Genomic DNA, 22078 nt, shown 5'->3' on the forward strand with positions numbered 1-22078 from the left:
GGCGCGGAATAGAAAACGGGCTGTCATTTCTGACAGCCCGCTTATGACTTTGGTCGGAGTACAAGGATTCGAACCTTGGACCCCCTGGTCCCAAACCAGGTGCGCTACCGGGCTGCGCCACACTCCGAAGACAAGATAATAACGCCCCCATCCAATTTCGTCAATTGCCCCAGGCGAATTAGATGGAAATAACTATCGGTCCTTGCCTATCACGCGGTAACTTTATCGGCGATGCGGCGCGCCATCGATTCGGCCATCTCCTTGTCTTTCGCCTCGACCATCACGCGGATCAGCGGTTCCGTGCCCGAAGCGCGGATCAGCACGCGGCCTGTATCGCCCAGTTCAGCCTCGACCAGCTCTTTCTCGGCCACCATGGCAGCATTTTTTTGCCAGTCGAAACCGGGCGCTACGCGCAGGTTGATCAGGGTTTGCGGGAACAGCACCAGTTCGGCCAGGCATTGTTGCAGGCTCTGGCCGCTGCGCTTGAGCGCGGACAAGACTTGCAGCGCGGAAACGATGCCATCGCCCGTCGTATGGCGGTCCAGGCACAACAAATGGCCGGAACCCTCGCCGCCCAGTATCCAGCCCTTTTCCTTCATGACTTCCAGCACGTAGCGGTCACCCACCTTGGCGCGCGCGAAGCCGATGCCCTGCTGCTTGAACAGCACTTCCAGCGCCATGTTGGTCATCAGCGTGCCCACGGCGCCGGCCACGGGGCCCGTCGCCAGGCGGTCCTTGACCATGACATACAACAACTCGTCGCCGTTATACAGGCGCCCCGTAGCATCGCACATGATCAGGCGGTCGGCGTCGCCGTCCAGGGCGATGCCGAGGTCGGCGCCATGCTCGATGACGGCGGCAGCCATGGCGGCCGTTGCCGTGGCGCCAAAGCCCGCATTGATGTTGAAGCCATCGGGCTTGTTGCCGATGGCGATGACTTCCGCGCCCAGCTCATGGAACACATGCGGGGCGATATGGTAGGCGGCGCCGTGCGCGCAATCGACGACGATCTTCAGGCCGCGCAAGTCCAGCTCGTTCGGGAAGGTGCTCTTGCAAAATTCGATGTAGCGGCCCTGGGCATCGTCCAGGCGCTTGGCGCGGCCCAGCTTGTCCGACGGCACGCAAGCCATGGGTTCGTCGAGCGCCGCTTCGATTTCCAGTTCCACGCTGTCGGGCAGCTTGGTGCCCTGGCCGGAAAAGAACTTGATGCCATTGTCATGGTAGGGATTGTGCGAGGCGGAAATGACCACCCCGGCCGACAGGCGCAGCGCCCGCGTCAGGTAGGCAATCGCCGGCGTCGGCATGGGGCCGGCCAGCATCACGTCCACCCCGGCGGCCGACAGGCCCGCTTCCAGCGCCGCTTCCAGCATGTAGCCGGAAATGCGCGTGTCCTTGCCGATCAGCACCGTCGGACGCGCCTTTCCGCCTTGCGACTTGGCCAGCACCTTGCCGGCCGCATAGCCGAGGCGCATGACGAAATCGGGGGTGATCGGAGCCGTGCCCACCAGACCGCGGATGCCATCGGTGCCAAAATATTTACGCGTCATAGTATTTCTCTTTTTGTTGTTTATGATAAATTTTACAGGCTCAGTGTGCCATGCGCCAGACCTTCAGCGCATCGACGGTTTCAGCTACATCATGCGCACGGATAATTTCCGCACCTTGCGCTACCGCAGCAAGCGCACCGGCGATGCTGCCGGCCAGGCGCTGCTCGACGGGACGTCCCGTGACGGCGCCTATCATCGACTTGCGCGACAGCCCGGCCAGCACGGGCAGCTCCAGTTCGCTGCGCAACTGGCGCGTGGCGCGCAGCAAGGCATAGTTCTGCTCCACCGTCTTGCCGAAACCAAAGCCGGGATCGACGCACAGGCGCTCGCGGTCTATGCCGGCCGCCGTCAGGGTGTCGATGCGCTGGCGCAGGAAGTCGATGACTTCGCGCACCACATCGTCGTATTGGGGCTGGTCCTGCATGGTTTGCGGCACGCTTTGCATATGCATGATGCACAGCGCGCAATCGCTGTCCTGCACGGCCTCGATGGCGCCTGGCGCGCGGAAAGCGTTGATGTCGTTGATCATGTCGGCGCCCGCCAGGATGGCTTCGCGCATCACTTCGGGCTTGTACGTGTCGACGGACAGGGGCTTGCCGCAGTCGCGCAAGGCGTACAGCACGGGCATGACGCGCTGCAACTCGTCCTGCAGCGGCAGCGGCGGCGCGCCGGGACGGCTCGATTCGCCGCCGATATCGATGATATCGACGCCATCAAGCATCATCTGCTCGGCGCGCGAGAGGGCAAATTCCAGGTGTTGATACTGGCCCGCATCGGAAAACGAGTCGGGCGTGATGTTCAGGATACCCATCACCAGCGCCTGCGTGCCCGACAGGTTGAAGCCGAAGCGGCCGAATTGCAAATAATGTCGCATGTCACTCTTTTTAGTCATCAGGAAAAAAACTGTCGCGGCAACGAAAAAGGGCAAGGATTGCTCCTTACCCTTTTGATTGCGCGCCACCGCTCAAGCAGTGGTCACTATCAGGCTGGTGCCGTCACGTTTGGCGAGATACCGCCCGCGCCGCTGTCGCCGCCCGCATTGCGGCGTGGCGGAATGACTTTCGGTGGATGCGGCTCCAGGCCGGCCATGATGTCATTGATTTGCTCTGCATCAATAGTTTCCCATTCCAGCAAGGCCTTGGTCATCATTTCGACCTTGTCGCGATTGCTTTCCAGCAAGGTACGCGCCAAAGCATATTGCTTGTCGAGAATATTGCGAATTTCAGCGTCGACCTTTTGCTGGGTCGCTTCCGAGATCGTCTTGGTGGCGCCACCGAAAAAACCTTCGTTTTCGCTGTCTTCGTAGACCATCACGCCCATGCTGTCGGACATGCCGAAGCGGGTCACCATGGAACGGGCCAGCTTGGTGGCGCGCGAGAAGTCGTTCGACGCGCCCGTGGACATTTGCCCCACGAAAATCTCTTCGGCGATACGGCCACCGAACAGGATGGAAATTTCTTCCAGCATCTTGTCCTTGTAGGCGGACAAATTATCGTGTTCCGGCAACTGCCAGGTCAGGCCCAGAGCCCAGCCGCGCGGCATGATCGTGACTTTATGCACGGGATCGGCTTTCGGCAGCAACTTGGCGACCACCGCGTGACCGGACTCATGGTAAGCCGTATTGCGACGCTCTTCCTCGCGGATGATCATCGACTTACGCTCAGGACCCATGTAGATCTTGTCTTTCGCATCTTCGAAGTCGGCCATTTCCACCAGGCGCTTGCTGCGGCGGGCGGCAAACAGGGCTGCTTCGTTGACCAGGTTGGCCAGGTCCGCACCCGAGAAACCAGGGGTGCCGCGGGCCAGGATATCGGCTTTCACGTCGGTACTGATAGGTACTTTACGCATGTGCACGTTCAAGATCTGCTCGCGACCGCGGATATCGGGCAAGCCGACGGAAACCTGGCGGTCAAAACGGCCCGGACGCAGCAAGGCTTTGTCGAGCACGTCGGCGCGGTTGGTGGCGGCCACGACGATGACGCCGGAGTTCGCTTCAAAACCGTCCATCTCGACCAGCAACTGGTTCAGGGTCTGTTCGCGTTCGTCATTGCCGCCGCCCATGCCGGCGCCGCGGTGACGACCGACGGCGTCGATCTCATCGATGAAGATGATGCATGGCGAATGCTTTTTCGCATTTTCAAACATGTCGCGCACGCGGCTAGCGCCCACGCCGACGAACATTTCCACGAAGTCGGAACCGGAAATCGAGAAGAACGGCACCTTGGCTTCGCCGGCGATGGCGCGCGCCAGCAGGGTTTTACCCGTGCCCGGAGGACCGACCATCAGCACGCCGCGGGGAATGCGGCCGCCCAGTTTCTGGAATTTGCTCGGATCCTTGAGGAAGTCGACCACTTCGTTGACTTCTTCTTTCGCTTCGTCGCAACCGGCGACATCGGCGAAGGTGACAGTGTTGCTGGCTTCATCCATCATGCGCGCCTTCGACTTGCCGAACGAGAATGCCCCGCCCTTGCCGCCGCCTTGCATCTGACGCATGAAGAACACCCAGACGCCGATCAACAGCAGCATGGGGAACCAGGATACAAAAATAGTTTGCAGGAACGACGCTTCCTCAGGCGGGCGCACATCGAAATGCACGCCATTGTCGCGCAAGTCGCCGATCAGGCCCTTGTCGAGAGTGGTGGCGGTGGTACGCACCTTGGTATCGTCCATCAGCTTGGCGGTGATCGACGAACCTTCGATCACGACATCCTTGACGCGCTTGGCTTTGACTTCATCCAGCAAATCGGAATAAGCGATGGCCTTGCTGCCGCCTGTGGCGCCATGACTGTCGAATTGCTTGAACAGCATGAACAACAGCAGCAATACGACTACCCAGATGGCAGATTTGGAAAACATGTTATTCACGAAGACTCCTTGGATGCAGTGCGCATCTCTTTACCAATAGCTAGAAACACGATTTTACTCGCAATAAGCGGGCCGTGCCAAAGCCCGCCGATCCGTGCGCGCGAAAAAAACGCGTTCACGCAAAAAAATGCAGTATAAACAATTTAGGCTTTTATGCCATCAGACGCTACTGCACTTCTCGTTCCCATGTGCGGATTCCCTCTTAAATATCAAGGGCGGAATCATCTTCTTGCACGGCATTTTTCAGCGGATTCTTGAGGCCACGCCCCATCAGGAAGATTTCTGACGATTTATCGCGGCTGGCCTTGGGCTTTTTCTGCACCACGACCTTGAATTCGGCGCGGAACTTCTCCACGATCTGGCTGAAACCCATGTCTTTGAAACATTTCACCAGCAATACGCCCGATGGTTTCAAATGCAATTGGGAAAATTCGATGGCCAGGTCGATCAAATGCTCCATGCGCGCGGCGTCCGCCGTGGCAATGCCCGACAGATTCGGTGCCATGTCCGACAGGACCACGTCGACCTTGCGTCCTTGCAACACCACTTCCAGTTGGCGCAGCACGCGCGCTTCGCGGAAGTCGCCCTGGATGAAGTGGAAATCGGCGATCGGCTCCATTTCCAGCATATCCAGGCCAATCAGGGTACCATTGACACCGCCGCCATCCTTGCCAGCCAGCTTGCGCCGCAGATACTGGGCCCAGCTGCCAGGAGTGCAACCAAGGTCGACAATTACCTGGCCATGCTTGATCAGTTTTTCGTCTTCATCGATTTCTTTGAGCTTGTATGCTGCCCGGGCGCGGTAGCCCTCTTTTTGCGCCAACTTCACATAAGGATCATTTATGTGGTCGTGCAACCAGTTTTTGTTTAATTTCTTCTTTGCCATTCGCGTAGAATACTGCTTTTAAGGGAATTACTAAATATTATTATGCTAAAACTTACACCCGTAGAGCGCAGCGCACTGCGCGCCGAAGCACACGCGCTGAAGCCTATCGTCATCATTGGCGAAGCGGGCTTGACACCTGCTGTCCTCAAAGAGATCGACCTTGGCCTGGATTCGCACGGCCTGATTAAAGTGCGCGTGTTCGGCGACGACCGCGAAGCCCGCGTCGGAATGTACGATACGATTTGCGGCAATCTCGGCGCCGCCCCGGTACAACATATTGGCAAACTGCTGGTAATCTACCGTCCGAAAAAAGAAGTGGTTAAGGAGAAGGTCAGCGCCGGCAAAGGCATGCGCGAAGTGACCATCGTCAAGGCCAGCGCCAGCGGCACCAAGCGCCCCAGCGTGACGAAAGTCATGATCAAGGGCAATGAGCGCGTTACCGAAGGCGGTTCCATCAAGCGTGCCAAGCCACGTCAGAAAAGCGCCAAGAAAAGCGCACTGGGCAGCAAGTAAGCCTGTTCACCCGGCAACCGCAAGGCTGCCGGGCTTGAAACAAGAAGCGGAGCACGGGATATCCCCTGCTCCGCTTTTTTCATGTGATTACTTTACTTACATCAAACTACTGTTGTTTCCAGATCAATACGCCCGCCAGCAAGCTCTGCACTGCAAAGATCAGGGTCGACACGCCATGCAGCATGCCGAAACGGCTGCGCATGGCTTCGTCCATGATGCCCGACGAACCCTGGGCTTGCGCCTTCAGTTCGGTCATCAGGGGCGAGATGCCAAAATGGCTGAGCAGCGCGCACACCAGCATAGACAGCACCAGCGCGGCCAGCAGGCGCCGGCGCTTCAGTTCCAGCGCGCCGGGGCTCCACTGCAGTAAGGCCAGCAGTATCAAAGCACAGGCGATGGACAGCCAGGCCTCGGCACGGAACATGCTGCCGGCGATATTGCCTGCCAGCACACGGTCGCTCAATGTCCCGAACAGCGTGGGCGCCACGATGAAGCCGATGGTCCACAGGCTGCCCGCCCACAGGGTGGCAACGAGGAGGCGCACGCGGCTCAGCATCAGATGTACAGTACTTCCAGGATTTCGTACTCGCGCGGGCCGGACGGCGCCTGCACTTCCACCACGTCGCCGGCGTACTTGCCGATCAGCGCGCGGGCGATCGGGGACGTCACGGACACTTTGTTCTTTTTCAGGTCGGCTTCATCGAGGCCCACGATCTGGTAGGTGACTTTCTGGCCCGATTCCAGGTCTTCCAGGTTCACGGTCGCGGCAAAGACCACGCGACCTTCCGCGTCGAGCGCGGTCGGGTCGATGATTTGCGCTGCACCCAGCTTGCCTTCGAGTTCGGCGATGCGGCCTTCCACGAACGCCTGGCGCTCCTTGGCGGCGTCGTACTCGGCGTTTTCCGACAGGTCGCCGTGCGAACGCGCTTCGGCGATCGCATCGATGACGATGCGGCGTTCCTTGGTCTTCAAATGATGCAGCTCTTCTTTCAGAAGTTCTGCGCCGTATGTGGTCAATGGGACTGAGGTCATGTTATCTCTACTATCTGCTAGTTATCAGCGCCGCTGTCCGTGTTTTGTCACGGTTAACGGATGCACCAAGTGAAAACCACAGAGGCCGCGCGCTGCTCTGCACGGAACTCTGTGGTTGATAAACATGCAGTGTACCGCCTAACGGCGGCCACTGCAAATAGCACGCTTAGTTCAAGGTCTTGTGCAGGCCTTGCAGATCGTACACGCGCAACTCATCCAGATGGCGGATGCCTTCGACGGCCGCTTCCGCGCCCGCGATGGTGGTGTAGGTCGTCACGCGCGACGCCAGGGCCGAGGTGCGGATGGCCCGCGAATCGACGATGGCGCTGCGTTTTTCTTCCACGGTGTTAATCACCAGCACGATTTCATGGTTCTTGATCATGTCGACGACGTGCGGACGGCCTTCGATCACCTTGTTCACTGGCGTGACGGCGATACCGGCAGCAGCGATCACGGCGGCGGTGCCCTTGGTGGCGACCACGGTGAAACCGGACTCGACCAGGTCGCGCGCCACTTGCACGGCGCGCGGCTTGTCCGACGCTTTCACGCTGATGAAGACCTTGCCCGATTTTGGCAGGTTCACGCCGGCGCCCAGTTGCGATTTCACAAACGCTTCGCCAAACGTCAGGCCCACGCCCATGACTTCGCCCGTCGATTTCATTTCAGGGCCCAGGATGGTGTCCACGCCCGGGAACTTGACGAACGGGAACACGGCTTCCTTGACGCTGAAGTATGGCGGCACGACTTCCTGCGTGATGCCTTGCGAGGCCAGCGACTGGCCGACCATGCAGCGGGCGGCGATCTTCGCCAGCTGCAAGCCCGTGGCTTTCGAAACGAAAGGCACGGTACGCGAAGCGCGCGGGTTCACTTCCAGCACGAAGACGACATCTTTCATTTCGCCGTCGATTTCCTGCTTCTGGATGGCGAACTGCACGTTCATCAGGCCGACCACGTTCAAGCCCTTGGCCATCAGCGCCGTCTGGCGTTTCAGTTCATCAATGGTTTCTTGCGACAGCGAGTACGGCGGCAGCGAGCAAGCCGAGTCGCCCGAGTGCACGCCAGCCTGTTCGATGTGTTCCATCACGCCGCCGATGAACGTCGTTTCGCCGTCGGAGATGCAATCGACGTCGCATTCGATGGCGTCGTTCAGGAAGCGGTCCAGCAACACTGGCGAATCGTGCGATACCTTGACGGCTTCGCGCATGTAGCGCTCGAGGTCGCGTTGCTCATGGACGATTTCCATGGCGCGGCCACCCAGCACGTACGATGGACGCACGACCAGCGGGTAACCGATTTCCTGCGCCAGCGCCAAAGCGTCGGCTTCCGTGCGCGCGGTGCGGTTAGGCGGCTGGCGCAGTTCCAGCTTGTGCAGCAGTTGCTGGAAACGCTCGCGGTCTTCGGCCGCATCGATCATGTCGGGCGAGGTGCCGATGATCGGTACGCCATTCGCTTCCAGGTCCAGCGCCAGTTTCAAAGGCGTCTGGCCGCCGTACTGCACGATCACGCCCACCGGTTTTTCGATGGCGACGATTTCCAGCACGTCTTCCAGCGTCAGCGATTCAAAGTACAGGCGGTCCGAGGTATCGTAGTCGGTTGAAACCGTTTCTGGATTGCAATTGACCATGATGGTTTCGTAGCCGTCTTCGCGCATGGCGAGGGCCGCGTGGACGCAGCAATAGTCAAACTCGATGCCCTGGCCGATACGGTTCGGACCACCGCCCAGCACCATGATCTTTTTCTTGTCGGTCGGATTCGATTCGCACTCTTCGTCGTACGTGGAATACATGTATGCCGTGTCGGTCGAAAATTCGGCCGCGCAGGTATCGACGCGCTTGTAGACGGGACGAATATTCAGCGCATGGCGCTGCTGGCGCACGGCCGTGTCGGTCGTCTGCAACAAAAAGCCCAGGCGGCGGTCGGAGAAGCCCTTCTGTTTCAACTTGTACAGGGTGTTCTTGTCCAGGTTGTCCAGCTTCTGCGTGTCCAGCCACAGTTCCAGGTCGACGATTTCCTTGATCTGGATCAGGAACCATGGGTCGATCTTGGTCAGGTTGTGCACTTCTTCCAGGGTGAAACCCTGGGCAAACGCATCGCCCACGTACCAGATACGCTCAGGACCAGGCTCGCCCAGTTCTTCTTCGATCTTTTCACGGTCCTTGGTCTTTTCGTTCATGCCATCCACGCCCACTTCCAGGCCGCGCAAGGCTTTCTGGAAGGATTCCTGGAAGGTACGGCCAATCGCCATCACTTCGCCGACGGATTTCATCTGCGTCGTCAGGTGGTGGTCGGCGGTAGGGAACTTCTCGAACGTGAAACGGGGGATCTTCGTGACGACGTAATCGATCGACGGTTCGAACGAGGCCGGCGTGGCGCCGCCCGTGATTTCATTGCGCAGCTCGTCCAGGGTGTAACCGACGGCCAGCTTGGCAGCGATCTTGGCAATCGGGAAACCCGTCGCTTTCGATGCCAGCGCCGACGAACGCGATACGCGCGGGTTCATTTCGATGACGATCATGCGGCCATCGACAGGGTTGATCGAGAATTGCACGTTCGAGCCACCGGTGTCGACGCCGATCTCGCGCAGCACTGCCAGACTGGCATTGCGCATGATCTGGTATTCCTTGTCCGTCAGGGTTTGCGCTGGCGCAACCGTGATGGAGTCGCCCGTGTGCACGCCCATCGGGTCGAGGTTTTCGATCGAGCAAATGATGATGCAGTTGTCCGCCTTGTCGCGCACCACTTCCATCTCGTACTCTTTCCAGCCCAGCAACGATTCTTCGATCAGCAGCTCTTTCGTCGGCGATGCTTCCAGGCCGCGTTTGCAGATGGTTTCGAATTCTTCTTCGTTGTAGGCGATGCCGCCACCGGAACCGCCCATGGTGAACGATGGACGGATGATGGTCGGGAAGCCCAAGGTGCGCTGCACGGTCCAGGCTTCGTCCATCGAGTGCGCGACGCCGGAACGGGCCGAACCGAGGCCGATCTTGGTCATCGCGTCCTTGAACTTGGAACGGTCTTCCGCCTTGTCGATGGCTTCCGGCGACGCGCCGATCAGCTCGACGTTGTATTTCGCCAGCACGCCATTGTTGAACAGGTCCAGCGCGCAGTTCAGCGCCGTCTGGCCGCCCATCGTCGGCAGGATGGCGTCTGGACGCTCCTTGGCGATGATGCGTTCAACGACCGACCAGGTGATCGGTTCGATATACGTCACGTCGGCCATTTCCGGATCGGTCATGATGGTCGCAGGATTGCTGTTGACCAGGATGACTTTGTAGCCCTCTTCGCGCAGGGCCTTGCACGCTTGCGCGCCGGAATAATCGAATTCGCAGGCCTGGCCGATCACGATCGGGCCGGCGCCAATAATCAGAATACTTTTAATATCTAAACGTTTAGGCATTTTTCTTTTTCTCCTCCGCAGCCATCAAGTTGATGAAGCGGTCAAACAGGTAAGCAACATCCATCGGGCCCGGCGACGCTTCAGGGTGGCCCTGGAAGCAGAAGGCCGGCTTGTCCGTGCGGGCAAAGCCCTGCAGGGAGCCGTCGAACAGCGATTCATGGGTCACGCGGCAATTCGCGGGCAAGGTTGCCGCGTCGACGGCGAAACCGTGGTTTTGCGAGGTAATCAAGACTTGCTTGGTTTCCAGGTCTTGCACCGGGTGGTTGGCGCCGTGGTGGCCGAACTTCATCTTCAGCGTTTTCGCGCCGGAAGCGATCGCCATGATCTGGTGGCCGAGGCAGATGCCGAAGGTCGGGATGCCCTTCTCGATCAGCTCCTTGGTCGCCGCGATGGCGTAGTCGCACGGTTCCGGGTCGCCAGGACCGTTCGACAGGAAGATGCCGTCAGGATTCAGCGCCAGGGCGTCGGCAGCCGTCGCTTGCGCCGGCAGCACGGTGACCTTGCAGCCGCGTGCCGTCAGCATGCGCAGGATGTTGCGCTTGACGCCGTAGTCGAAGGCGACCACGTGGTATTTCGCGTCCGCGTCGGCCAGCTGGCCGTAACCTTCGCCCAGTGTCCATTCCGTTTCGCGGTACTCGTAGGCGACCTTGCTCGATACCACCTTGGCCAGGTCCATGCCGGCCAGGCCGGGGAAGGAACGGGCCAGCTCCAGCGCTTGCGCGGCGGATGGCTCATTGCCTTGCGTGCCGACCAGGATGGCGCCGCCCTGCGCACCATTTTCACGCAGGATGCGCGTGAGCTTGCGTGTATCGATGCCGGCGATGGCGACGATATTTTCAGCTTTCAGGTAATCGGACAGGGAGAGGGTGGAACGGAAATTGGATGCCAGCAATGGCAGATCGCGGATGATGAGGCCAGCGGCGTGTACCTTGGAAGATTCGACATCTTCCGGATTGACGCCCGTATTGCCGATATGCGGATAGGTCAGGGTGACCATCTGGCGGCAATAGCTTGGGTCGGTAAGGATTTCCTGATACCCGGTCATCGAGGTATTGAAAACAACCTCGCCCGTGGTATGACCGGCGGCACCGATCGAAAAACCTTTAAAGATCGTTCCATCAGCAAGCGCTAATATGGCTGGAACGGCAGGGCCAGAAAAAAATGGCGGCAAGGGCAACTCCTGATAAAGTTACCGTAGCTGCGCCACGTCAGACCGACCGCCTAGTTACCCGAGCCAGATGCACTCAGGGTGTTTCAACGGTCATTTTGAATGAGGGGATGGGTAGTCGCTACGGTATATGTGTGATTGGCTAAACCTTTGAATTATAACCAAAAGGAAGCTTTTCCACAAGGAAGAAAATGTAGAGTGGGCGGCATTTTTTTGCATGGCAGCATAAAACCCGCGCCCCATGAAAAAGCCGCCCGGCTTGCGCGGAGCGGCTGGCCCTGCAACTGCGGCGACTACTTAGGCCGTTAAAGCGGCAATACCCGCTTTCGCGATTTGCGCATCTTCCGCCGATTTCACGCCCGAGACGCCGACGGCGCCCACGTAGTGTCCGTCGAACACGATGGGCACGCCGCCTTCGAGCAAGCCGTCGATTTCAGGCGCGCTCAGGAACGACACGCGGCCGCCATTGATCATCTCTTCATAGATGCGCGATTCGCGGCGGCCCAGCGCTGCCGTCTTGGCTTTCGATGGGGCGATGTGCGACGAGATCGGCGCCACGCCGTCCATGCGCTGCAGCCACAGCAGGTGGCCGCCGTCGTCGACGATGGCGATCGTGACCGCCCAGTTATTCTTGACCGCTTCCGCTTCGGCGGCGGCAGCGATTTTCTTTACGTCGTCCAGGGTCAAAATCGGTTTCGATTGCATGGTGCATCCTTGTTATGTTGAAGCAAAATTGTATACGAAATGCGCAGCGGCGCGATCGCTTACTGCTCGCGCTTGGCTTTCAGCTTTTGCTTGAGCTGCGCCATGACGGCAAAGGTCGCCTGCTCGCCCGCCAGGATCGCCTGGTTGCGGCTGTTGAAATCGTTGCCCTTCATGGTGCCCAGGCTGGGCTGGATCACCACATCCGCATCCTTGAGCTCGAACTGGTTGATGCGCTGGCCCATGATGGCGAAGGTCTGCATCAGCACTTCCATCGAACTGATGGCCTTTTGCGTATCCGTTTGCGACGAGATATTCACGGCGATGATGAAATCGGCGCCCATGTCGCGCGCAAAGCGCACGGGCACGGGAGCGACGAGGCCGCCATCGACATAGGTGTGACCGGCAATCGTTACGGGCTGGAACACGCCAGGCACGGCCGACGAGGCGCGCACGGCCATGCCGGTGTTGCCACGCTGGAACAGGATGGGCTGGCCATTCTTGAGGTCGGTCGCCACCACGCCAAACGGAATCTTGAGTTTTTCCAGCGGCACGCCGCCGACAGCCTTGTTGACATAGCTTTGCAGCGCCTCGCCCTTGAGCACGCCGGACGACTTGCCGAACAGGGGCAAGGCCCAGTCGGAAATGGCCGCCTCGTCCATGTCGAACGCCATCTTTTGCAGGGCGAAGCCATTGTTGCCCGCCGCATACAGGGCGCCCACCACACTGCCGGCGCTGGTGCCCGTGACGATGTCGGCGTGGATGCCCTGCGATTCGAGCGCCTTGATCACGCCGATATGCGCGAAGCCGCGCGCCGCGCCGCCGCCCAGGGCCAGGCCGATCTTGATCTTGCGCGGCGGCACGACGATGGGCTCGGGGGGAGTCAATACTTGTACGGGTTTCGGGACGGTGGTATCGCAGCCGGCCAGCGCAAAGGCGGCCAGGGCAAGCAGGGTCAGGCGTTTAGGGAACATAGTGGCAGAAGAGAACCGCGCGCGGCAGTGGCAACAAAGGAGAGCCGATTGTAGCGCAAGCGGGGCCGCCCGCACTGAAGCCTGTCTTAAATGTTTGCGGTGACAATGTTCGTGCGCGCCGACTCTGCCACCGCACGGCTGCTAGACTGGCGCCTGGTTTGTTACTTGCTTCCGATATGTCAGAACATCAATTTGCCGACAGCCGCGCCTTGAGCGCCCCTTTTTCACAACAGTTGGCCAGCCGCCCCGGCGACGGCGCCCTCGCCTGGCTCACTTGCGTGCTGGCCACGCAGGCGCCCGCGCTGCGCTCGTCGAACGCCATCCTGCTGGCCTATACGGGCAACCCGGCCGCCATCGACTGGATCGACGCCAATATGGGCTCGCCCGTGGCGGGACAATGGGGCGTGGCGGCAGCCCTGCTGGGCACGCCCTGGCCGCGCATCCTCGACTGGCTGCAGCGCGGCGGCCCGCACCGGCTGATGGCGCTCGATACCCTGCGCGCGTATCGCAAGCCGGCCGTCAACATGTCGCCGCTGGAACAGATCGCCGCGCCCGTGCTGCCACAGGCGCCCGCGCGCGCCGAACTGGACGCCGCGCTGGCCGCCTGCCTGGCCGCGTCAGCCACGCCACGCATCCAGGCGGCCGTCAACTCGATCAACAAGCATGTGGACGACATCCTGCGCGCCGGCCCACGCGGCGTGGCCGTGGCCGACTTGCCGCGCCTGTACCTCGATCCGGCACCGTTCAAGCATGCGCCCACCATTCTGGAACAGCACGCAAGCGTGGTGGGCGGCATGCGCGAAAACCTGCAAAACCTGCTCAAGGGCATAGTATGAACAGGCAAACCCTGGTGACGCTCGACTTGAGCGATATCAACACCGCGCGCCAGCTGCATGCCAGCCTGGCGGCCGCACTGGCCTTTCCGGCCTTCTACGGCATGAACTGGGATGCCTTCTGGGATGCCATCACGGGCCTGGTGGACATGCCGCAACAGCTAGAACTGGTCGGCTGGCAAGCCTTTGTCACGCGGCTGCCCGGCGATGCAGCCATCCTGCAGCGCATCCTGGCGCGCCTGGCGCAGGAAATACCGGCCCAGGCAGCGCACGTGCGTTACTTGTAAATGAGCGGTAAAACGGAAACGCTTGACAGTCCGGCCCAACTTCCCGTACATTAAGTGCATGTCCTCCTTCAAACATTCCTCCCCTTCCCTGCTGTCGCTATCGCGACTACACCTAGCACGCGCATAAGTTTGCCGCATTGCTTCGCCTGGCCACACGCCGGCGTGTTTCAAAAACCCTGGAAGGTTTGATGATGTTTGCACCATCCCCATTCGTACACGTAATCCCCACTGCGACCGCCCCCGCTGGCATCGCAGCCGCTCTGCTACCGCTACCGACCGCTTGCCTGGCCTAGTGTTGCGTGGCCGCCCGGCAAGCTTGCGCCACAACGATTGATTTCCCCCCTATCTTCAGGAGTACCCGATCATGATGTTGCAAAACCCAGCTTCCAAATACCGCGCTTTTCCTCCCGTCAAATTGACCGACCGTCAATGGCCGAACCAGATCATCAGCAAACCGCCTATCTGGATGAGCACCGACTTGCGCGACGGCAACCAGTCGCTGATCGAGCCGATGAGCGCGGAAAAGAAGCTGCGGTTCTTCGAGATGCTGATCGCCATCGGCCTGAAGGAAATCGAAGTGGGTTTCCCATCGGCATCGCAGACGGATTTCGACTTCGTGCGCAAGCTCGTCGATGAAGGCCGTATCCCTGACGACGTCACCATCATCGTGCTGACGCAGTCGCGTGAAGAATTGATACGCCGCACGGTGGAATCGGTCGTCGGCGCCAAGCGCGCCATCGTGCACCTGTACAACTCCGTGGCGCCCGTGTTCCGCAAAGTGGTATTCGGCATGTCGCGCGAAGAAATCACGCAGATCGCCACCACCGGCACCACCCTCGTGAAACAGCTGGTGGCGCAGCATCCGGAAACGCAATGGGGCTTTGAATACACGCCAGAATCATTCTCCACCACGGAACTCGATTTCTCCAAGCACATCTGCGACGCCGTCAGCGCCATCTGGAAGCCGACGCCCGCCAACAAGATGATCGTCAACCTGCCGTCGACCGTGGAATGCAGCACGCCCAATGTGTATGCGGACCAGATCGAATGGATGTCGCGCAAACTGGCGCGCCGCGATTCCATCATCATCAGCGTGCATCCGCATAACGACCGCGGCACGGCAGTCGCGTCGGCCGAGCTGGCCGTCATGGCAGGCGCCGACCGCGTGGAAGGCTGTTTGTTCGGCAATGGCGAGCGCACCGGCAACGTCGACCTGGTGACCCTGGCGATGAACTTGTACACGCAGGGCGTGCACCCGGGCCTGGATTTCTCCGACATCGACACCGTGCGCAAGTGCGTGGAAGAGTGCAACCAGTTGCCCGTCCACCCGCGCCACCCGTATGCGGGCGACCTGGTGTTTACGGCATTCTCCGGCTCGCACCAGGATGCGATCAAGAAAGGTTTTGCCAAGCAACAACCGGACAGCATCTGGGAAGTGCCGTACTTGCCCATCGATCCGGCCGACCTGGGCCGCAGCTACGACGCCGTGATCCGCGTCAACAGCCAGTCCGGCAAGGGCGGCATGGCGTATTTGCTGGAACAAGAATACGGCCTGGTCTTGCCGCGCCGCCTGCAGATCGAATTCTCGCGCGCCGTGCAAGCCGTGGCCGACGCCACGGGCCGCGAAATCGCCGCGCAGGATATCCACGAAATCTTCCAGAAGGAATACCTGGAGCAGACGGCGCCGTACGCCTACGCTTCGCACCGCATGGTGGAAGACACCAGCAGCGATGAATCCGTGCAGATCGACATCAGCCTGTCGCACCGCCAGACGCCGCTGGCCCTGCAAGGCGGCGGTAACGGCCCGATTGACGCCTTCGTCAATGCGCTGGGCCTGGACATCAAACTGATGGATTACCATGAGCACTCGATCGGCTCGGGCGCCAACGCGCAAGCGGCTTGCTATGTGGAATTGCGCCTCGACAACGGCCCGACCCTGTTCGGCGCCGCCATCGACAGCAATATCGTCACCGCCTCGTTCAAGGCTGTCTTGTCGGCCGTGAACCGCCGCATCGCGCAGACGGACGCCGAAAAAACAACGGCAGCCGACGTGGCGGCCAGCGCCGCCTGAGCAAGACTCAGGCATCCCTCATAGGGAGAAAAAGCGGTACGGCTTGATCGCCGTGCCGCTTTTTCATTTCTATTGGGCAATTAGTAGTGCAAATCAGGTATCGCCGACCGTATAATCGTTTCATAACAAGACCACCGGAGACAGATCATTAGCTACCGAGGGAATCAGTATGAAATTGACGGATATGAAGATAGGCATGCGCCTGGGTGCCGGTTTTGGCGTGGTGCTGCTGCTGATGGCAGTGCTGGTGGGTACGGGACTGTTGCGCCTGGATAAAATCGGCGCGCTCAGCGAGTCCATCATCGAGAAGGACTGGGCCAAGGCCGACGCCATTGCCACCATCCGCAGCACCACGCGCTCGAACGCGGCGCTGGTGCTGGAACTGTTCATCCATGAAGATCCGGCCCGCGCCAACGCCATCCACGGCGAAATCGATGCCAACAAGGCCACCATCAGCGATGCGCTGGCCATCCTCGACGGCCTGATCATGCTGCCTGAAGGCAAGGAACTGCTGGCCACCCTGAAGCAGCAGCGCAAGGCCTATGTCGTCTCGTTCAGCCAGGCCGACAAGCTGCTGGTGGCGGGACAGCGGGCGGAAGCGGCCGTGCATGTGCGCGACGATACCCTGCCCGCCCTGAATCAGTTGCAGAAAACGGTGAACCACCTGAATGAAATCCAGCGTGCAGTGGTCGTGCATGGCGGCCAGCAGATCCAGCAGAATATTTCCGCAGCCAATGTGCTGATGGCCAGCCTGGGCACGGCCGCCCTGCTGCTGGGCGTGCTCTTTGCCTGGTGGGTCACGCGCTCGATTACCACGCCCATCGCGTATGCCCTGCGCGTGGCGCAAGCCGTGGCCGCAGGCGACCTGAGCAGTAAAATCGTGGCCGACGGCAAGGATGAAACGGGCCAGTTGCTGCAGGCGCTGCGCGACATGAATACCAACCTGGCCACCCTCGTGGGGCAAGTGCGCGGCGGCACGGGCACCATCGCCGTGGCGTCGAGCCAGATCGCCAGCGGCAATGCCGACCTGTCGGCCCGCACGGAAGCACAAGCCAGCGCGCTGGAAGAAACCGCTTCGTCGATGATCGAACTGACGGGCACCGTGCGCAGCAACAGCGACAATGCGCGCCAGGCCGACAGCCTGGCCCGCTCGGCATCAAACATCGCGCAGCGCGGCGGCACGGCCATGGCGGAAGTGATCGGCACCATGGATGCCATCAACGCCTCTTCGCGCAAGATCGTCGACATCATCGCCGTCATCGACGGCATCGCCTTCCAGACGAATATCCTGGCCCTGAACGCGGCCGTGGAAGCGGCCAGGGCCGGCGAACAGGGACGCGGCTTTGCCGTGGTGGCGTCCGAAGTGCGCAACCTGGCGCAGCGTTCGGCAGCGGCCGCCAAGGAAATCAAGGAACTGATCGCCGACTCCGTCGATCGGGTGGGCCAGGGCGCGCAGCTGGTCAGCCAGGCGGGCGCCACGATGGATGAAGTGGTGGCCAGCGTGGGCCGGGTCAGCGCCATCGTCGGTGAAATCAGCGTCGCCAACCACGAACAAAGCGAAGGCATCGAGCAGATCAATGCCGCCATCATGCAGATGGATCAGACGACGCAGCAGAACGCGGCCCTGGTCGAAGAGGCGGCTGCGGCAGCAGCGGCCATGCATGAACAGGCAAGCGAACTGGAAACCCTCGTCAGCCAGTTCAGGCTGGAGCAAGACGCCGGCGGCAAGGCGCCAAGCCGCCCTGATGCGCCCACCGTCCCGCGCTTGCACTAGGCTATTTACTGCACCTGGCGCGCCAGGCGGATGCCGGAAAATTGCCAGCGCGCACCGGCCGGAAAGAAATTACGGTAGCTGGCGCGCGCATGACCGGCCGGCGTGGCGCACGACGAGCCGCGCAGCACATACTGGTTCAGCATGAACTTGCCGTTGTACTCGCCCAGCGCCCCGGGCGCCGTGCGGTAGCCGGGATACGGCGCGTAGCTGCTGCTGGTCCACTGCCAGCAGTGGCCAAACATTTGCCGCAATCCCCCTCCCGGCGCACCGGTGGCCGGATGCAGCCGGCCGACTTGCACTTCGATGCCTTGCGCCGCCACTTCCCACTCCGCTTCCGTCGGCAGACGCGCGCCGGCCCAGTGCGCATAAGCATCCGCCTCGAACAGCGACAAGTGGGTGGCCGGCGCCTGCACGTCGAGCGGGCGCAACCCGAACAATGTGAATTCCTGCCAGTGACCCGCCGCGTCGCGCTGCCAGTACAACGGGCATTCCAGCTGCTGGCTGCGCACCCAGTCCCAGCCTTCGGCCAGCCACCAATGCGCCGTGCGGTAACCGCCCGCCTCGATGAAGGCCAGATAGTCGCCATTCGTCACCAGCGCACTGGCCAGTTCGAACGGCGCCACGTATTGCGGATGGCGCGGCAATTCATTGTCGAAGCAAAAACCGTCGCCCGCGTGGCCGATCTGCGACAGGCCGCCGTCAAACGCAAGCCAGGCGGTGGGCGGTGCGTGCTGTTGCGCTGGCGCAAGCACGCTGTCCAGGCTAGCAGTATCGAGGTAAGCAGGAAACAGGGCGCTCTGCGCCAGCAAGTGCTTCACGTCCGTCAACAGCAATTCCTGGTGCTGCTGCTCGTGTTCGAGCCCCAGCGCCAGCAGCGTGGTCAGCCGCTCGCGCTCGGGACGCGCCAGTTCGCCCGCCAGCAGGCGGGCGATGCGCGCATCGACATCGATCCGGTAGGCGCGCACCTGCGCCATGCCGGGCCGCGTCAGCAAGCCACGCTGGGCGCGCGGATGCTTCTCGCCCACGCCGTTGTAGTACGAGTTAAACAATACGCGAAAGGCGGGGTGGAATGGCGTGAACGCCGCTTCCATGCTTTCCAAAATGAACGTCTCGAAAAACCAGGTGGTATGCGCGAGATGCCATTTCACGGGACTGGCGTCCGGCATCGACTGGGCGCCGCAATCCTCGTCGGACAATGGTTCGGCCAGCAACAGCGAGTGTTGCCGCACCTTGTTGTAATGATCGATCAACATCTCTTCCTTCTTAATCCCGGATGACGCGCGCGTAAATGACGGCAAACCACTGCTGCGGGTCTGTCCAGACTTGCACGGTGGAAAAACCCGCCTGCTCCAGCAAGCCGACGAAGCTTGCGCGCGTGTATTTGTAGCTGTCTTCTGTATGGATGCGCTCGCCTTTCGCGAAGCGCCGCTGACCACCTTTCCAATGGACAACTTGCTCGCTGCGCGCTTCCAGGTGCATTTCGACGCGGCGCTCGTCGGCATTGAAAAAGCCATGGTGCTGCCAGGCGCGCACGTCGAAGTCCGCGCCGATCAGCCCGTTCACGTGGCGCAGCATGTTCAGGTTGAAGGCGGCCGTGACGCCCAGCGCATCGTCGTAAGCCGCGTCGAGGATGGCGTCGTCCTTGATCAGGTCAACGCCGATCAGCAGGCCGCCATCGCCGTCCGCATTGGCGCGCAGGCGGCGCAGGAAGGCGGTCGCTTGCTCAGGAGCAAAATTGCCGATCGACGAGCCTGGATAGAAGAACAATCGCCGCGCCTCGCGCACGCTGTCGGGCAAGTCCAGGCGGCTGGAGAAATCCAGGCCCAGGCCCGTCATCTCGATGTGCGGAAAGCGCTGCTGCAGCCGGCCCAGCGATTCACTCAGGAAATCATAGGAAATATCCACGGCCACATACTGAACCGGGTGCAGCAGGGGAAACAGGCTGGCGGCCTTGGCGCAATTGCCCGCCCCCAGGTCGATCAGGGTGCTGCCCGGCCCCACGGCGTGCGCGATCTCGGCGCCGTGCCGGGCGAAGATGGCCGCCTCGGTGCGCGTAGGATAATACTCGGGCAAGGCGCAGATGGCTTCGAACAGTTTCGAGCCCAGCGCGTCGTACAGGTACTTGGGCGAGGTCCAGGCTTCGCGCGCCAGCAGGCCGCTGCTGATCTCGACTATCGTGGCAAGAGTGGCGCTGGCCACCCGGACGTTGCTGGCGGGAGACAAATCTGACTGCTGTTGCGCGAGTGGCATGGTCATGGGCTGGCGTCGTCTATCAAGGTTCACGAAGGGCTTGCTGGGCAGGCACCTGGCATGCACGCGTTCTGCCTGCTGCCGCGCAGGGCATGGAGGGCGCCATTGCCGATGACTTTTTCCCATCATAGCGGAATCCGCACAAGCCAGCCGTGCGACAGGTAACTTAAGGTCAAACCAGCAGTGTGCACACAAAATTGGTATTGCCAAGCAAAAAGGATAATCCTGTCGTATACTACACATTGCCGGCCAAATAATCCGCGCCCCTTTGCAGTTCCCAGGCCCCCCTCTCCCCCGCGTGCCTCCCTTTACGATAACCGTTAACACCATGCTCGAATTGCGCCATCTGTCGAAGTCTTATGCCCATGCCCGTCCCGTGCTGGCCAACATTTCCTGCCGCTTCAAGGCAGGGGAATTCATCGCCATCATGGGTGATTCGGGCGTCGGCAAGTCGACCTTGCTGAACCTGATCGCCGGCCTCGATACGCCCGATGCGGGTGCCGAAGCGCACCCTATCCTGGTGGACGGCATTGCCATGTCCAGCCTCGACGACGCCGCCGCCACCCGGCTGCGTCGCGCCCGCATGGGCTTTATATTCCAGGCCTTCCACGTCTTGCCGCACCTGACCCTGCTGCAAAACGTGGCCCTGCCGCTGCTGCTCAACGGACTGCCCCAGGAGCGTGCCGCCAGCATGCTCGAGGCGGTCGGCCTGGGCGGACGCGGCGGCGACTTTCCGCAGCAACTGTCCGGCGGCGAAATGCAGCGCGTGGCCATTGCCCGCGCGCTCGTGCACAAGCCGGCGCTGGTGTTGGCCGATGAGCCTACCGGCAACCTCGACCCCGATACGGCGCACAGCATCCTGCAATTGCTGCGCGCCGAAATCAAGGCCAACGGCAGTTGCGCGATCATGGTCACGCATTCGCTGGCCGCCGCCGAAATGGCGGACAGAACCATGATTCTGACGAAAAACGGCTTACAAAATACAACAATCGTCAACCAAATTAATCAAACAATCAGTTAATTTAAGCAACCATCTATCACAAGTTTTGTTATCGTAGTATTATTGAAATCACTTGCCTGGTTATCAATGTTTCAATGCGAATGATGTCACGTCATCCGGACAGCCGTACTGCGATGACGAACTATAGCCGGGACCGCAGTATGTGGTCTCGTCCCTTGCATAACCTGAAGGAGGAGTAAATGAACGTTCGGCAAAAGAAGCTGGAAATGATTGAAGCGATGAACCGGGCGCGTGCGCTCGAACCATCGAGTTTTGTGCCCAACAAGCTGCTCGATACCCTGATCGAGAAGATGAACCTGAAAAATGATGCGGAGCTGTGCCGAGTTCTGGAAGTCCAGCCCCCCATCATCAGCAAGATTCGTCACGGCAAACTGTCGGTCGGTGCAACGATTTTATTGCGCATGCATGAAAAATCGGACATCACCATCCGCGAACTGAAGGAACTGTCCGCCACGCCAGTCCACTGAACCACACGCTGTTGTCATGCCATGCCAGGCACCCAGGTCCCCGGCGCCATGTATTTTTGCCCTGAAATTCGCATAGTAGGCTCACCAAACAACATCCGAGCACGATAGCGAAGAGACCCAGCCCAAACCATGCTGACCGTTTCTCTGCCCACCCGCTCCAGCGCCATCCCCTCCCCGCTTTCACTCCGCACTACCCTCTGCCAGCCAGCATTTCCACTCAAACTTGATCTGACACAACACGCATAGTCTACGCAGGTAGCAAGGTCAGCTTTTAACCAGTGATCTCAACCG

At 60.5% G+C, this 22078-nt stretch carries 19 protein-coding genes and 1 tRNA gene; 7 read left to right on the plus strand and 13 right to left on the minus strand.

The genetic code is table 11. The features are described from left to right. Positions 1-50: 50 nt before the first annotated feature. From ACQ4W0_RS12780 to ACQ4W0_RS12800, 5 genes are all read right to left on the minus strand, one after another. Positions 51-127, minus strand: a tRNA-Pro gene (locus tag ACQ4W0_RS12780). Positions 128-209: 82 nt separating this feature from the next. Further along, the gene (gene glmM / locus ACQ4W0_RS12785) at positions 210-1547 is read right to left on the minus strand and encodes a phosphoglucosamine mutase (RefSeq protein WP_436577054.1); all 1338 of its coding nucleotides are present in this window, start codon (positions 1545-1547) and stop codon (positions 210-212) included. A 40-nt stretch (positions 1548-1587) separates the two neighbouring features. Beyond that, on the minus strand, positions 1588-2421 hold the full coding sequence (folP, locus tag ACQ4W0_RS12790; RefSeq protein ID WP_436577055.1) for a dihydropteroate synthase: 834 nt from the start codon (positions 2419-2421) through the stop codon (positions 1588-1590). Positions 2422-2528: 107 nt separating this feature from the next. After that, entirely contained in the window at positions 2529-4412 is a 1884-nt protein-coding gene (ftsH, locus tag ACQ4W0_RS12795; RefSeq protein ID WP_436577056.1) for an ATP-dependent zinc metalloprotease FtsH, read from the minus strand. 202 nt (positions 4413-4614) lie between these two features. Next, positions 4615-5298, minus strand: a complete 684-nt coding sequence (locus tag ACQ4W0_RS12800) for an RlmE family RNA methyltransferase (protein WP_096234939.1) — start codon at positions 5296-5298, stop codon at positions 4615-4617. A 42-nt stretch (positions 5299-5340) separates the two neighbouring features. Here ACQ4W0_RS12800 and ACQ4W0_RS12805 point away from each other — a divergent pair, with 42 nt between their 5' ends. After that, on the plus strand, positions 5341-5811 hold the full coding sequence (locus ACQ4W0_RS12805) for a YhbY family RNA-binding protein (RefSeq protein ID WP_010397237.1): 471 nt from the start codon (positions 5341-5343) through the stop codon (positions 5809-5811). 106 nt (positions 5812-5917) lie between these two features. On the opposite strand, the gene ACQ4W0_RS12810 is transcribed toward ACQ4W0_RS12805, so the two are convergent. The 6 genes from ACQ4W0_RS12810 to ACQ4W0_RS12835 form a co-directional block, all read right to left on the minus strand. Next, positions 5918-6367, minus strand: coding sequence for a DUF4149 domain-containing protein (locus ACQ4W0_RS12810; RefSeq protein WP_436577057.1), 450 nt, complete (start codon positions 6365-6367; stop codon positions 5918-5920). Continuing rightward, positions 6367-6843 (minus strand): transcription elongation factor GreA, encoded by a 477-nt coding sequence (gene greA / locus ACQ4W0_RS12815; protein ID WP_102123315.1) that lies wholly within the window; start codon positions 6841-6843, stop codon positions 6367-6369. Before greA ends, ACQ4W0_RS12810 begins: the two co-directional genes overlap by 1 nt. A 166-nt stretch (positions 6844-7009) precedes the next feature. Beyond that, positions 7010-10240, minus strand: coding sequence for a carbamoyl-phosphate synthase large subunit (gene carB / locus ACQ4W0_RS12820; protein WP_436577058.1), 3231 nt, complete (start codon positions 10238-10240; stop codon positions 7010-7012). Further along, complete coding sequence (carA, locus tag ACQ4W0_RS12825) at positions 10233-11411, minus strand: glutamine-hydrolyzing carbamoyl-phosphate synthase small subunit (protein ID WP_436577059.1); 1179 nt, start codon at positions 11409-11411, stop codon at positions 10233-10235. Before carA ends, carB begins: the two co-directional genes overlap by 8 nt. A 294-nt stretch (positions 11412-11705) precedes the next feature. Next, on the minus strand, positions 11706-12113 hold the full coding sequence (locus ACQ4W0_RS12830; RefSeq protein WP_034786036.1) for a GlcG/HbpS family heme-binding protein: 408 nt from the start codon (positions 12111-12113) through the stop codon (positions 11706-11708). 59 nt (positions 12114-12172) lie between these two features. Continuing rightward, complete coding sequence (locus ACQ4W0_RS12835; protein ID WP_436577060.1) at positions 12173-13084, minus strand: patatin-like phospholipase family protein; 912 nt, start codon at positions 13082-13084, stop codon at positions 12173-12175. 176 nt (positions 13085-13260) lie between these two features. Here ACQ4W0_RS12835 and ACQ4W0_RS12840 point away from each other — a divergent pair, with 176 nt between their 5' ends. The 4 genes from ACQ4W0_RS12840 to ACQ4W0_RS12855 all read left to right on the plus strand — a co-directional run bounded on the left by ACQ4W0_RS12840 (position 13261) and on the right by ACQ4W0_RS12855 (position 18049). Continuing rightward, positions 13261-13920 (plus strand): hypothetical protein, encoded by a 660-nt coding sequence (locus ACQ4W0_RS12840; protein ID WP_436577061.1) that lies wholly within the window; start codon positions 13261-13263, stop codon positions 13918-13920. Further along, positions 13917-14204, plus strand: a complete 288-nt coding sequence (locus ACQ4W0_RS12845) for a barstar family protein (RefSeq protein WP_436577062.1) — start codon at positions 13917-13919, stop codon at positions 14202-14204. The genes ACQ4W0_RS12840 and ACQ4W0_RS12845 overlap by 4 nt, the downstream gene beginning before the upstream one ends. 364 nt (positions 14205-14568) lie before the next feature. Then, positions 14569-16275 carry a 2-isopropylmalate synthase gene (leuA, locus tag ACQ4W0_RS12850; RefSeq protein ID WP_436577063.1) on the plus strand — a complete coding sequence of 569 codons (1707 nt, stop codon included), beginning with the start codon at positions 14569-14571 and terminating at the stop codon, positions 16273-16275. A gap of 169 nt (positions 16276-16444) precedes the next feature. Next, a complete protein-coding gene (locus tag ACQ4W0_RS12855; RefSeq protein ID WP_436577064.1) occupies positions 16445-18049 on the plus strand; it encodes a methyl-accepting chemotaxis protein in 1605 nt (534 codons plus the stop codon). A gap of 5 nt (positions 18050-18054) precedes the next feature. On the opposite strand, the gene egtB is transcribed toward ACQ4W0_RS12855, so the two are convergent. Then, a complete protein-coding gene (egtB, locus tag ACQ4W0_RS12860; RefSeq protein ID WP_436577065.1) occupies positions 18055-19302 on the minus strand; it encodes an ergothioneine biosynthesis protein EgtB in 1248 nt (415 codons plus the stop codon). A gap of 10 nt (positions 19303-19312) precedes the next feature. Then, positions 19313-20305, minus strand: coding sequence for an L-histidine N(alpha)-methyltransferase (egtD, locus tag ACQ4W0_RS12865; protein ID WP_436577066.1), 993 nt, complete (start codon positions 20303-20305; stop codon positions 19313-19315). Between the two features lie 322 nt (positions 20306-20627). On the opposite strand from egtD, the gene ACQ4W0_RS12870 reads away from it, so the two are divergent. Beyond that, positions 20628-21320 carry an ABC transporter ATP-binding protein gene (locus tag ACQ4W0_RS12870; RefSeq protein ID WP_436577067.1) on the plus strand — a complete coding sequence of 231 codons (693 nt, stop codon included), beginning with the start codon at positions 20628-20630 and terminating at the stop codon, positions 21318-21320. Positions 21321-21499: 179 nt separating this feature from the next. Next, positions 21500-21787, plus strand: a complete 288-nt coding sequence (locus ACQ4W0_RS12875; RefSeq protein ID WP_034786045.1) for a hypothetical protein — start codon at positions 21500-21502, stop codon at positions 21785-21787. Positions 21788-22078: the final 291 nt, after the last annotated feature.

Source organism: Janthinobacterium breve, assembly GCF_051380895.1.
Classification (GTDB): domain Bacteria; phylum Pseudomonadota; class Gammaproteobacteria; order Burkholderiales; family Burkholderiaceae_D; genus Janthinobacterium.

Bases quoted from the DNA above. Each gene is read 5' to 3' on its own strand.
- leuA (WP_436577063.1), top strand. From the start codon at position 14,569: ATGATGTTGCAAAACCCAGCTTCCAAATACCGCGCTTTTCCTCCCGTC.
- ACQ4W0_RS12855 (WP_436577064.1), top strand. From the start codon at position 16,445: ATGAAATTGACGGATATGAAGATAGGCATGCGCCTGGGTGCCGGTTTT.
- greA (WP_102123315.1), bottom strand. From the start codon at position 6,843: ATGACCTCAGTCCCATTGACCACATACGGCGCAGAACTTCTGAAAGAA.
- ACQ4W0_RS12875 (WP_034786045.1), top strand. From the start codon at position 21,500: ATGAACGTTCGGCAAAAGAAGCTGGAAATGATTGAAGCGATGAACCGG.
- ACQ4W0_RS12830 (WP_034786036.1), bottom strand. From the start codon at position 12,113: ATGCAATCGAAACCGATTTTGACCCTGGACGACGTAAAGAAAATCGCT.
- folP (WP_436577055.1), bottom strand. From the start codon at position 2,421: ATGCGACATTATTTGCAATTCGGCCGCTTCGGCTTCAACCTGTCGGGC.
- egtB (WP_436577065.1), bottom strand. From the start codon at position 19,302: ATGTTGATCGATCATTACAACAAGGTGCGGCAACACTCGCTGTTGCTG.
- ACQ4W0_RS12810 (WP_436577057.1), bottom strand. From the start codon at position 6,367: ATGCTGAGCCGCGTGCGCCTCCTCGTTGCCACCCTGTGGGCGGGCAGC.
- ACQ4W0_RS12870 (WP_436577067.1), top strand. From the start codon at position 20,628: ATGCTCGAATTGCGCCATCTGTCGAAGTCTTATGCCCATGCCCGTCCC.
- carB (WP_436577058.1), bottom strand. From the start codon at position 10,240: ATGCCTAAACGTTTAGATATTAAAAGTATTCTGATTATTGGCGCCGGC.
- glmM (WP_436577054.1), bottom strand. From the start codon at position 1,547: ATGACGCGTAAATATTTTGGCACCGATGGCATCCGCGGTCTGGTGGGC.
- ACQ4W0_RS12835 (WP_436577060.1), bottom strand. From the start codon at position 13,084: ATGTTCCCTAAACGCCTGACCCTGCTTGCCCTGGCCGCCTTTGCGCTG.
- ACQ4W0_RS12800 (WP_096234939.1), bottom strand. From the start codon at position 5,298: ATGGCAAAGAAGAAATTAAACAAAAACTGGTTGCACGACCACATAAAT.
- ACQ4W0_RS12845 (WP_436577062.1), top strand. From the start codon at position 13,917: ATGAACAGGCAAACCCTGGTGACGCTCGACTTGAGCGATATCAACACC.
- egtD (WP_436577066.1), bottom strand. From the start codon at position 20,305: ATGACCATGCCACTCGCGCAACAGCAGTCAGATTTGTCTCCCGCCAGC.
- ACQ4W0_RS12805 (WP_010397237.1), top strand. From the start codon at position 5,341: ATGCTAAAACTTACACCCGTAGAGCGCAGCGCACTGCGCGCCGAAGCA.
- ACQ4W0_RS12840 (WP_436577061.1), top strand. From the start codon at position 13,261: ATGTCAGAACATCAATTTGCCGACAGCCGCGCCTTGAGCGCCCCTTTT.